This is a genomic window from Streptosporangium subroseum (assembly GCF_900188345.1).
Lineage (GTDB): Bacteria > Actinomycetota > Actinomycetes > Streptosporangiales > Streptosporangiaceae > Streptosporangium > Streptosporangium subroseum.
Genome location: NZ_FZOD01000119.1, coordinates 1 through 10,008, shown reverse-complemented (window position 1 = coordinate 10,008; position 10,008 = coordinate 1). Strand labels below are relative to the sequence as shown.

Below are 10,008 nucleotides of genomic sequence, written 5' to 3'. Positions count from 1 at the left end.
GCTCCTCACGCCGCAGGCGATCCCCCAGCTCCTCACGCCGCAGGCGATCCTCCGGGATGCCCGGTCCGGCCAGGTGGCCCCCACCACACGGCCGCCGCCGTCCGGCGCCGTGGCAGCCCGGCGGCGGCCGAGGTGGCCCGTGGTCACAAGCGGCGGTTGGCGTCCTCGAGATAGTGCAGGACGGCGGTGACCCGCCGGTCCGCCCGGTCGGTGGGCGCCAGCTCAAGCTTGGCGAAGATGTTTCGGATGTGCTTGTGGACGGCGCCGTCGGTGACGAAGAGCCGTTCGGCGATGGCGGTGTTGCCCAGGCCTTCGGCCATCAGGGCCAGCACGTCGCGCTCGCGAGGACTGAGGCGGTCCAGCTGGGTGTCGGGCCGGATGCGTACGAGGAGCTGCGCGACGACATCCGGATCGATGGCCGTACCTCCGTCCGCCACCCGGTGCAGCGCGCTCAGGAACTCCTCGACTCGCCCGACCCTCTCCTTCAGCATGTATCCCAGTCCGGAGCTGCCGTGGGCGAGCAGTTCGGTGGCGAACGCCTGCTCGACGTAGGCCGACAGCACGAGAACGGCCAGGCCCGGCTGACGTCGCCGGGCCTCCACCGCCGCGACGATCCCCTCGTCGGTGTGGGTCGGCGGCATCCGGACGTCGACGATGGCGACGTCCGGTTTGTGGGCGTCGATGGCCTCCAGGAAACCGCCGGCGTCGGCGGCGGTGGCCACGACGTCGAGTGCCTCGGCGCGCAGCAGCAGCGCGAGGCCTTCGCGCAGCAGCGCATCGTCCTCGGCGATCACGATCCGCATGGCAGGCTCACAGTGAGGGTGGTGGGTCCACCGGGGGGGCTGTCCAGCATGAATGTCCCATCGTGTGCTTCGATACGTCGGCGAATGCCGACGAGGCCGGACCCGCTGCGCTCGTCCGCCCCGCCGTGGCCGTCGTCGGTGATCTGAAGGTGGAGCCGGTCATCGTCGCGGCGGGCCGTGACGGTGGCGTGCCGGGCCTGGCTGTGCTTGGCGATGTTGGTGAGCGTCTCGGCCGCCACGAAGTAGGCCGTGGCCTCGACGGACGCGGCGCACCGTACGGGGATGTCGGCGTCGATCCGGCAGGGCACCGGGCAGGCCGTGGCCAGGCCGGTGAGTGCGTCGGCGAGGCTCCGGTCGGTCAGCACCGGCGGCAGGATGCTGCGGACGACCCCGCGAAGCTCGGCGAGCGCCTGCTCGGCGGCGTCCTGCGCGCGCTCGAGAATTTCCTCGGCGACGGCCGGGTCACGCGCCAGCGCTCGACGCGCCGCGCCGACCAGAACGGTGACCGCCACGATCCGGTTCTGCGTCCCGTCGTGCAGCGACCGTTCGATGCGCCGCAGCTCGGTGGCGTGCGCGTCCAGCGCGGCGGCACGGGTCGCGGTGAGCTGCGCGACCCGCAGCGCGAGGTCGGTACCGGGGTCGGGGGCCAGGAGCCGCCGACCGGGCCATGCCTGCAGCCGCGCCATACCGGGGAGGACCATCACGACGATGACGAGCCACGCCACACTCAGCAGGCCGACTCCGATCGCGCCGTACAGATCCCGCACCGGCCACAGCCCCATGGACATGCTCGCTGCCTCATCCTCCGGCAACAACCACCACCAGAACGGAAACGTAGCGTTACGCACCACGTACATGGGCAGCGTGATCCCGACCACGGAAAGAACCAGCCCGAGGGTGACGTGGGCGCCCACCCAGCCCAGCTCCCGGCGCGTGGTCCGGTCGGCGACGGCGGCACGCAGCCCGGACGGCCCCGACTCCGGGCTGATCATCTCCGGACCACCCCAGCGTGACAGCCGGGCACGCTCCCGATCGGTGATCGCCCGCAGCCCACGCAGTGCGGCGGGCACCAGCAACAGCCCCACACCGACCAGGCAGGTCAGCGCGGTGCCGATCACCAACAGGAGTGCGACCAGCGCCAGAACCACGGTGCCGAGCCCGCTGAAAAGGTGTTCGAGCGCGTCCAGGGTGGCGCGTGCGCGGGCGAACACATCCCACCGATCGGCTGTCTCCTGGTCGGCCCGGGCATCGTCGGTCGGCATCCGTACCTCCTCGACCAGACGGCGGGGCAGCCAGATCGTCGTAGATCGCCGACTGAGGGTATAGCAGGCTATACCCCGTTTGTCTCCTTGGCAGGATCGCCGCCGGCAGTGATCCTCCGTAAATTTCGATGCATCGCAAACGACCTGTCGATCGCATCGAACAAGGAGCACACCATGGCCGGCATCTACACCCGGGAAACCGCTCGGACGCCGCAGCCCGTCAAAATCCCCAACGGCGAGGCGCGTCCCGTTCTGTGGATGGTGGTGGTGATCAGCTCCGTCGTCAACGTGGTCACCTCGGTCACCATCGGCAGCATCCTCATCTCCAACGCCTTCGGCCTGATCGTGCTCGCCGGCATCGCCGCCCTGATCAACGACCACTACCGGAACAGGCGCCGATGAGCACCGCCCGTACCGCGGACAGCCGGCCGAACGCGCCCGCTGCGGCGCGGGCCCGCTGCGCGCCGGAGAACAAGGACCGGAAGCCTGCTCCACGCCGTTGAAGGGCGGCTGGTGAAGAGGGTGCACCTCGATCGGGGACCTGACGAAAGTCAGGTGAGGGCCATCCGATCGTGCGCTGTGTGGCCCTCACCCCGACTTCTACGTTCGTCCCATGCGAACGAAGACCTCGGAGGACCCCCGATGAAGATACGAAGGGTCGCGGCCGTCGCCGGGCTGACCGGTGTGTTGCTCGCGCTGGGGGTGACGTCGGCGAGTGCCTTGGCAGATGCGCCGGAGACCGGCGGGCTGAGCGCGACCGCGATCGACCACTACATGCGCGACCACATCGAGCGGACCCGACTGCCCGGCGCCCTGATCGCGGTCACCAAGGGCGACCAGGTCATGTACGCCGCGGGTTACGGCCACACGGCCGGTGGCGAGGCGATCACGAAGGACACGCCGATGCCGCTCGCCTCGGTCTCCAAGTCGTTCACGGCCTTGGCGGTGCTGCACCTCGCCGACCAGGGCAGGATCAACCAGGACGCCCCCGTCCGGACGTATCTGCCCGAGTTCACCATGGCCGACCCCCGCGCCGGGAAGATCACTGTGCGGGAGCTGCTCCAGCAGACCTCGGGGATGAGCGACCAGACCTTCCATGGTCGGCCTCGCCGTCCACCGCCTGCTCCAGGAAGCGCTGACAAACGCCGCCAAACACGCACCGGGCGCGGCCGTACACGTCCGGCTCGTACGGGACGGGGCGATCCTCGGCCTCAGCGTGGTCAACGACCCGGCCACGGTGGCGCCGCTGCCGGGCGTGGCCTCAGGCGGCTCCGGGCTGGTGGGACTCGACGAGCGGGTACGTCTCGCAGGCGGCACGCTGCGCACCGGTTCGACCTCCGAGGGCGGCTTCGAGGTCGTCGCCGAGCTGCCGGTCACCGACGGGGCGACCCCACGCGCCGCCACCGCCACCCGGCCCACCGCCTCCGCCAGGGAGCTGGCTCATGCCCGGCGGCAGGTGCGGCGCCGGCTGGTGCAGACCATCGTGGTCCCCCTGGCGGTGCTGGCCGGGATCCTCCTGCTCATGATCCCCATCAGCTTCATCAGCTCCTCCTTGTCGGTCCTGGACCGGGACCGGTACGAGCGGTTGTCGGTAGGCGACGCGCGCGGCGATGTGCAGCCTCGGCTACCCGCGTTCACCAAGGACGGCCCGCCGGACGACGCCCCGCCCACGCCCAAGGGCGAGGACTGCGTGTACTACAACACGAGAACGGCCTCGGCCGCCGCCTACCGCCTGTGCTTCGCCCACGAGCGGCTCGCTTCCAAGGCGATCGTGGGAAGTTCGTGATGGATCAGGCATCCCTCAGGAAGGAGCGCACCAGCTCGGTGATCTCCGCGGGAGCGGTCTTCGGCGTCCCGGCGTTGAACGGCGGCTGCGGCGCGTACTCCAGCCCGAGCTGGATCGCCATGGCCATGTCCTCGCCCGTCAGCAGGGATGCGAGGTAGAGCGCCATGTCGATGCCGGCCAGCACGCCGCCCGAAGTTATGATCTTGCCGTCCCTGACGAAGCGCTCGTCGACCGGCTGCGCCCCGAACTGCGCGAGCAGGTCGTGGGCCACCCAGTGAGTGGTCGCCCTGACTCCCTCCAGCAGGCCCGCCGCGCCGAGCGTGAGCGAGCCCACGCACACCGAGGTGGTCCAGGTGGTGGTCGGGTGCGCCGCCTTCACATAGCGGATCAACTCCTGATCCGCCATGCTCCGCATCACGTCCTTGGTACCCGGCACCACCAGGACATCGGGTCTGGGCAGGTCGGCGAAGGAGGCGGTGGCGGTCAGCGTGACCCCCTCGTCGGCGATGACGCCTGGCCGCTCAGCCACGAAGGTGACCGTCGCGCCGGGAATGTTCCGGAGCACGAAGTACGGCCCCAAGGCGTCCATGGCGTCGTACCCCGCGTACAGGGGGATGACGATGTGCATATCAGCTCTCCTTGGTGTGGAATCTGCGCCGGTACTCTCCCGGTGAGACCTTGAGGTGGCGGTGGAAGACGCGATAGAGGGTCTCGGGCGTCCCGAGTCCGACCCGGGTGGCGATCCGGTCGAGCGGCTCGTCGGTGCTTTCCAGCAGTCGCTTGGCGGCCGCCGTCCGCGCGTGCTCGACATACCGCGCGGGTGGCACACCGACCTCGGTCCTGAACACCCGTGAGAAGTGGCGGACACTCATGTTCACGTGTCCTGCGAGGACCTCCACCGACAGGTCGGCGTCAAGGCTCTCCTCGATCCATCCCTGCAGGTCGCGCAGAGGCTCGCGCTTCGGCGTCTGCGCGCGCAGGGGCGTACTGAACTGACTCTGTCCGCCCGGTCGCTGCAGGTACACGACCAGCCAACGAGAGATCTCCCTGGCCAGATCGTGCCCGTGGTCGTGAGCGACGAGGGCGAGGGCGAGGTCGATCCCCGAGGTGACCCCCGCCGAAGTCCACACGTTGCCATCGCGCACGTAGATACGATCGGCGTCCACCCGCACGTTCGGATGCTCGCGGGCGAGCAGGTCCCCCACCGCCCAGTGAGTGGTTACCCGCCGCCCCTCCAGCAGACCGGCCTCGGCCAGCAGCAACGTGCCCGAGCAGATGGATCCGACCCGACCTGACTCCCCGGCGAGCCTGCGTACCTCCGGAACCAGTGCCGCCGTGTCGGCGACAGCCGTACGGGATGGGAGACCGCCGACAACCAGCAGGATGTCGATCGGCCCCTTCACGCTTCGCAGCGGCGTCTCAACGACCACGGTGACGCCGGACAGGGAGCGCACGGCCCCCGCCTGGACAGCCGTGACCTCCACCCGGTAGTCGGCGCTCGGATTCAGCAGTCCGGCCGCGGAGAAGACATCGGCCGGACCCGCGAGATCGAGCAACTGAAAGCCGTCGAAAAGCATGATGACGACGCGTTGAGACATGTCGCCATACTTGGCCCTACGCAGCTATGGCTGCAAGGACACATACCTTGCAGATTCAGCCATGGCGAAGAGCAGCGGACAGGGTCGCTTCGAGCAAACACTTAAGCAGTCGCTTGACTGTTGGCTCCTGCGAGCACATAGTTAAATACATGCTTAACCATTCGGAGTCGTTGGACCGGGTGTTCCAGGCGCTGGCCGACGGGACTCGCCGGGACATCGTGGAGCGCCTGGTAAGCGGCCCCGCCTCGGTGAGCCAGCTGGCCCAGCCCCTGGCCATGTCGTTACCGGCCGTGATGCAACACCTGCAGGTGCTGGAGGCCTGCGGCCTGGTCAGGTCCGAGAAGGTCGGCAGAGTCCGCACCTGCCGGATCGAACCGCAGGTCCTGCGCATGGCCGAGGAATGGATCGCACGTCGGCGCACCTCCTGGGAGCAGCGCCTCGACCGTCTCGACGACCTCCTGGCAGAGAAGCCATCAGAGCAAGGGAGCACCTCATGACCGTCACGCACGCCACCTTCACCCTGGAGCGCACCTACCAGGCGGCGCCCGCCAGGGTGTTCGCCGCATGGGCCGACCCGGCGACCAAGGCTCGCTGGTTCTCCACCCCCACCGGTGAGCACAAGCTGGACTTCCGGGTCGGCGGCCGCGAGGTCAACCGCGCCAGCCACGACGGCCAGGTGCTGACGTTCGAGTCCTGGTACCAGGACATCGTCACCGACTACCGCATCGTCTACACCTCGGCCCTGTACGGCGGGGCCGAACTGGCCACGGTGTCGCTGACCACCGTGGAACTCACCCCGGCGGACGGCGGGACACTCCTGACGCTCACCGAACAGGGGACGTTCCTCGACGGTAGAGAGGACCCCGACTGGCGGCAGCGGGGCACCGGCGACTGGCTCGACGCGCTCGGCACCGATCTGCGGCGCGGATGAAGGCAGACCATCATGACGAAGAACCGCCGGCAGGTGCTCGCCCTGCCTCATGACCGTCCTGGACGGCATCGCCCTGCTGTCGGCCCTGCCCTCCATCGAGCGTGACCTGGCCTGCCGCCGATCGGCGAGCTGACCGAGCTTCCACTTCGGCCACGGTGAGACCGGAGAAGTGGAGGTTGTCGAGGGCTTGACTCGCTCAGCCGACTGCGACGTCGATGCGAATGCGATCATCAACTCACAGGGCAGCAGAATCCTTCATGCCCGAGGAGTTGTTTTTTCGTCAAGCCCCAGGCCGCGGGTGAGGTCGCGCAGTTCGTCGAGATAGATCCGGGCAGGGTCCTTCACCTGGCTGCGCAGATGGCCGTAGATCTCGAGTGCGACCAGGCCGTGCATGCGGCCCCAGACGCGTAGCGCCAGCGCCACCGCCGCGGGGGGCAGTTCGGGAAACTCCTCGCGGACCAGGCCCACCAGGATCGGATCGAAGTCGGTCCAGTCGTATTCGCCCGGTTGCCGGATCACGGCTTGCGGCCAGGCGGCGGCGACCAGACCGGTGAGGCCCGCGCAGGCGCGGTGTGCGGCCTCGGCCGCGGCCCCGCCCTCCGGCTCTTGATAGCCGGGGACCGGGTCACCGTAGATGAGCCGGAAGCCCTCGGGATTGACCAGGGCCCACTCCCGCAGTGTTTGCCCCCAGGCCAGGATCCGACCCGCCGGGTCGTCGGCGGGGAGGGCATCGCGTGCCGCCTCCACCGCATCGACCAGTGAGGTGTAGACGTCCTTGACCAGCGCGCTGACCAGCGCGTCACGGGTGTCGTAGTAGCCGTAGATGGCCCCCGCCGTCATACCCATCTCGCGGGCGATGGCTCGCAGTGAGATGGCGTCGGGTCCGCCCTCGGACATCAGCCTGAGTGCGACCGCCTTGATTTCAGCGGCCGTCTCCGCTCGCAGGCGTTCTCTACGGCTCAGTACCGGGACTCCCATGGTTGACACTCTACAGGGTTGCGGTACCATACGCTGTGTCTTTACTGAACGCCGTGTAGTAAATGTTCGGCATGTAGAGAAAGCTCGCCGTATGAATGCAAAAAAACTGGCCCTCCTGTCGTTCTCCCAACTGATCGTCGCTCTCGACTACAACATCGTTTATGTCGCACTCCCCGACATCGGACGTGAACTCGATTTCTCCGCCCAGACCCTCCAGTGGGTGGTCAGCGGCTATGCCGTTGGGTTCGGTGGCTTCCTGCTGCTCGGCGGCCGCGCCGTCGATCGCCTCGGCGCACGGCGCATGTTCATCCTCGGCCTGACGCTTTACGGCATCTCGTCGCTGGCCGGCGGGCTCGCCGCCGATCCAGGCCTGCTCGTGGCCGCCCGCGTGATCCAGGGGCTGGGCGGCGCGCTGCTCACCCCCGCAACCCTGGCCCTGATCTACTCCGGCTTCGCCGAAGGGCCGATGCGCAACCGCGCACTGGGCGCCTGGGGCACCGCGGGCAGCGCGGGTCTGGCCGCGGGCGCGCTGCTCGGCGGCGTGCTCACCGCGGCAGCGGGCTGGCAGTGGGTCTTCTACGTCAACGTCCCGCTGACCCTCATCGCGATCGTCGCGGCATCACGCCTGCTGCCCCCCGACCCATCGCGTGAACGCGGCAGCTTCGACGTGCTGGGCGCGCTGCTCGCCACCGCCGGCTCGACGCTGATGGTGCTCGGCCTGGTCAGTGGCCCCGAGGCGGGCTGGGTGACACCCCGTGGCCTGGGCTCCATGGTCGTGGGGATCGTCCTGATCGGAGCCTTTCTCCTGGTCGAGGCCCGTTCCTCAGAACCGCTCGCTCCTCCGCGCCTGCTCGGCAATCGCAACCTGGCCACGTCGATGCTGGTGATCCTGTTCTTTCAGAGCGCGCTCGGTGGCGGCTACTACCTGTTCACGATGTACCTGCAGCCCGTGCTCGGCTACAGCGCTCTGCAGGCCGGCCTGGCCTTCCTGCCGCTGACGCTGCTGTCCATGGTCTCCGCCGCCAGGCTCGCGCCCGCTCTGCTGGGACGGTGGGGAGTACGAACCACACTGGTCGTCGGGATGCTGGGCAGCGGCATCGGGATGGTCGTCCTCTACGCCGGCATGTCGGCGGGTGGCTCCTTCTGGGCGCTCGTTCCCGGCACCGTGATCTGGGGTCTGTCGGGCGGCTTCACCTTCGTCGCCATGTTCGCGGCAGCCGGGTCCGGCGTCGCCCTCACCGAGCAGGGCGTCGCCTCGGGCCTGGCGACCACGGCCCAGCAGATCGGCGGCGCCATCGGCCTGGCCGTCATCATCGCGGTCGCCAACGCGGGCGCGCCGGGAGTCGACGGCCTGCGCACCGCCGGATGGGTGGCCGCCGCCGCCTCTATCGCGGGTGCCCTCATCGCCCTCACCCTCAAGCGGCAGCCGACCGCCGCCGCACAGGAAGCAACTACCTCCCCGGAAGGAATCACCCGATGAACAGCAACGACCTCACTCGGAAGTACATCGAGATCTGGAACGAAAGGGACGCCGCTCGCCGCCGGGCTACGATCGACGCGATTTTCACCGAGGACGGCGTCTACAGCGACCCCGACTGGGCGGCGGTCGAAGGCCACGACGCCATCAACCTCATGATCGGCCAAGCCCAGGAGAAGCTCGGTGACCTCACCTTCAGCCTCGGCGAGGTGATCAACGAGCACCACGACCTCATGCTGTTCACCTGGCGCCTCGGACAGCCCGGCGAGTCGCCCGTGGCAACCGGTTACGATGTCGCCCGTTTCGAGAAGGGGCTGATCCGCCGGATCGACGGCTTCTTCGTCTGATCACGCTCGCGCGTCGGGTGGTGGAACGGTACGAACCGGAAGCTCGACAGCCTCGCCCATGAGCGCCCAAGAAGGAATCCGGCACGCGACGGACGCAGAAGCCCGAAAATGTCCGAGTGAAGATCAAAGCCCAGGTGCGACAGTAACGTTCACCTGGGCTTACGGTCCACAGCGATCCACCGTCGTCCGGCCTCGTCCAGGGTCGTCGTCACCCAGTTGGTCACCCACGCGTCTCCTGCCATCACTGACGCTCCCATAGACATGTCCGTGCTTGTCGGTGAGGGCTGTCATCATGACGCGCAACTGATCAAAGGAGCCATGGTGACAGACCCTCGCGAGGAATTCGGCTGGCTTTCGGGTGATGGACCGTTGGGTGACATCTACTGCGTGTCCTTCATCCGGGACCTGAGTCCGGCCGAAGTACTGACGCGGTTGGGCGCGGAGCCAGACTCGATCGGGAAAGTCACCTCGGGTACGACAACACACCTTCCGTGGTCGCGTTGTCGTACCCGGTAGGGCAGATCAGAATCGATCAAGGACCATTCGTCATCGGTGAGGTCTGCGCGCGCCGTCTGGTCGGCAACGCCAACACCATGGTCACCGAGACGTTCTACCGTCTCCAGATCCGGCCCGTCATTTAGGAGGGTGCGACGGCGATAGGTAACCCGGCGCGATCGAATCGGGCGATCCGCTGCGGGAGGGGCTACGCGTGAGCCGGATCGTCCTTCGAAAGGTGCAAGCCGAGCTGTGTGTACAGCTCCAATTGATCGAAGTACTCCCGGTGCGTGACGACCTTTCCATTCTCGACGAACGAGGCGCAGGTGCC

General features: G+C 68.2%; 12 protein-coding genes and 1 pseudogene. 8 read left to right on the top strand and 5 right to left on the bottom strand.

Features of this window, described 5'->3' with window-relative positions; translation table 11 throughout:
• Positions 1-143: 143 nt before the first annotated feature.
• Positions 144-803, bottom strand: a complete 660-nt coding sequence (locus CHC08_RS46765; RefSeq protein ID WP_089213813.1) for a response regulator — start codon at positions 801-803, stop codon at positions 144-146.
• Complete coding sequence (locus CHC08_RS46760) at positions 791-2,065, bottom strand: sensor histidine kinase (RefSeq protein WP_089213812.1); 1,275 nt, start codon at positions 2,063-2,065, stop codon at positions 791-793. The genes CHC08_RS46765 and CHC08_RS46760 overlap by 13 nt, the downstream gene beginning before the upstream one ends.
• A gap of 174 nt (positions 2,066-2,239) precedes the next feature.
• Between CHC08_RS46760 and CHC08_RS46755 the strand changes: the two genes are divergently transcribed.
• The 3 genes and pseudogenes from CHC08_RS46755 to CHC08_RS46745 all read left to right on the top strand — a co-directional run bounded on the left by CHC08_RS46755 (position 2,240) and on the right by CHC08_RS46745 (position 3,851).
• Positions 2,240-2,467 (top strand): hypothetical protein, encoded by a 228-nt coding sequence (locus tag CHC08_RS46755; RefSeq protein WP_143653691.1) that lies wholly within the window; start codon positions 2,240-2,242, stop codon positions 2,465-2,467.
• A gap of 240 nt (positions 2,468-2,707) precedes the next feature.
• Positions 2,708-3,118: pseudogene (locus CHC08_RS52215) on the top strand (serine hydrolase domain-containing protein); the annotation flags it as partial.
• A gap of 43 nt (positions 3,119-3,161) precedes the next feature.
• Positions 3,162-3,851, top strand: coding sequence for an ATP-binding protein (locus tag CHC08_RS46745; protein WP_089213810.1), 690 nt, complete (start codon positions 3,162-3,164; stop codon positions 3,849-3,851).
• 4 nt (positions 3,852-3,855) lie between these two features.
• On the opposite strand, the gene CHC08_RS46740 is transcribed toward CHC08_RS46745, so the two are convergent.
• Both CHC08_RS46740 and CHC08_RS46735 read right to left on the bottom strand, forming a co-directional pair.
• On the bottom strand, positions 3,856-4,479 hold the full coding sequence (locus CHC08_RS46740; protein WP_089213809.1) for a DJ-1/PfpI family protein: 624 nt from the start codon (positions 4,477-4,479) through the stop codon (positions 3,856-3,858).
• A 1-nt stretch (position 4,480) separates the two neighbouring features.
• On the bottom strand, positions 4,481-5,449 hold the full coding sequence (locus tag CHC08_RS46735) for a GlxA family transcriptional regulator (protein WP_089213808.1): 969 nt from the start codon (positions 5,447-5,449) through the stop codon (positions 4,481-4,483).
• Positions 5,450-5,598: 149 nt separating this feature from the next.
• Between CHC08_RS46735 and CHC08_RS46730 the strand changes: the two genes are divergently transcribed.
• Both CHC08_RS46730 and CHC08_RS46725 read left to right on the top strand, forming a co-directional pair.
• The gene (locus CHC08_RS46730; protein ID WP_179282646.1) at positions 5,599-5,946 is read left to right on the top strand and encodes an ArsR/SmtB family transcription factor; all 348 of its coding nucleotides are present in this window, start codon (positions 5,599-5,601) and stop codon (positions 5,944-5,946) included.
• The gene (locus CHC08_RS46725) at positions 5,943-6,380 is read left to right on the top strand and encodes an SRPBCC family protein (protein ID WP_089213807.1); all 438 of its coding nucleotides are present in this window, start codon (positions 5,943-5,945) and stop codon (positions 6,378-6,380) included. Before CHC08_RS46730 ends, CHC08_RS46725 begins: the two co-directional genes overlap by 4 nt.
• Before the next feature lie 255 nt (positions 6,381-6,635).
• On the opposite strand, the gene CHC08_RS46720 is transcribed toward CHC08_RS46725, so the two are convergent.
• Positions 6,636-7,358, bottom strand: a complete 723-nt coding sequence (locus CHC08_RS46720) for a TetR/AcrR family transcriptional regulator (protein ID WP_089213806.1) — start codon at positions 7,356-7,358, stop codon at positions 6,636-6,638.
• A 91-nt stretch (positions 7,359-7,449) separates the two neighbouring features.
• On the opposite strand from CHC08_RS46720, the gene CHC08_RS46715 reads away from it, so the two are divergent.
• From CHC08_RS46715 to CHC08_RS50410, 3 genes are all read left to right on the top strand, one after another.
• Positions 7,450-8,838: an MFS transporter gene (locus CHC08_RS46715; RefSeq protein ID WP_089213805.1), complete on the top strand. Its 1,389-nt coding sequence runs from the start codon at positions 7,450-7,452 to the stop codon at positions 8,836-8,838.
• Positions 8,835-9,182 (top strand): nuclear transport factor 2 family protein, encoded by a 348-nt coding sequence (locus tag CHC08_RS46710; protein WP_179282645.1) that lies wholly within the window; start codon positions 8,835-8,837, stop codon positions 9,180-9,182. The genes CHC08_RS46715 and CHC08_RS46710 overlap by 4 nt, the downstream gene beginning before the upstream one ends.
• 491 nt (positions 9,183-9,673) lie before the next feature.
• Complete coding sequence (locus tag CHC08_RS50410) at positions 9,674-9,823, top strand: hypothetical protein (protein WP_179282644.1); 150 nt, start codon at positions 9,674-9,676, stop codon at positions 9,821-9,823.
• The last annotated feature ends 185 nt before the right edge of the window (positions 9,824-10,008 follow it).

What these genes read in the sequence shown, in the direction of transcription:
- CHC08_RS46755 (WP_143653691.1), top strand. Translation starts at nt 2,240, where the DNA reads ATGGCCGGCATCTACACCCGGGAAACCGCTCGGACGCCGCAGCCCGTC.
- CHC08_RS46720 (WP_089213806.1), bottom strand. Translation starts at nt 7,358, where the DNA reads ATGGGAGTCCCGGTACTGAGCCGTAGAGAACGCCTGCGAGCGGAGACG.
- CHC08_RS46745 (WP_089213810.1), top strand. Translation starts at nt 3,162, where the DNA reads ATGGTCGGCCTCGCCGTCCACCGCCTGCTCCAGGAAGCGCTGACAAAC.
- CHC08_RS46730 (WP_179282646.1), top strand. Translation starts at nt 5,599, where the DNA reads ATGCTTAACCATTCGGAGTCGTTGGACCGGGTGTTCCAGGCGCTGGCC.
- CHC08_RS46760 (WP_089213812.1), bottom strand. Translation starts at nt 2,065, where the DNA reads ATGCCGACCGACGATGCCCGGGCCGACCAGGAGACAGCCGATCGGTGG.
- CHC08_RS46740 (WP_089213809.1), bottom strand. Translation starts at nt 4,479, where the DNA reads ATGCACATCGTCATCCCCCTGTACGCGGGGTACGACGCCATGGACGCC.
- CHC08_RS46735 (WP_089213808.1), bottom strand. Translation starts at nt 5,449, where the DNA reads ATGTCTCAACGCGTCGTCATCATGCTTTTCGACGGCTTTCAGTTGCTC.
- CHC08_RS46710 (WP_179282645.1), top strand. Translation starts at nt 8,835, where the DNA reads ATGAACAGCAACGACCTCACTCGGAAGTACATCGAGATCTGGAACGAA.
- CHC08_RS46715 (WP_089213805.1), top strand. Translation starts at nt 7,450, where the DNA reads ATGAATGCAAAAAAACTGGCCCTCCTGTCGTTCTCCCAACTGATCGTC.
- CHC08_RS46725 (WP_089213807.1), top strand. Translation starts at nt 5,943, where the DNA reads ATGACCGTCACGCACGCCACCTTCACCCTGGAGCGCACCTACCAGGCG.
- CHC08_RS46765 (WP_089213813.1), bottom strand. Translation starts at nt 803, where the DNA reads ATGCGGATCGTGATCGCCGAGGACGATGCGCTGCTGCGCGAAGGCCTC.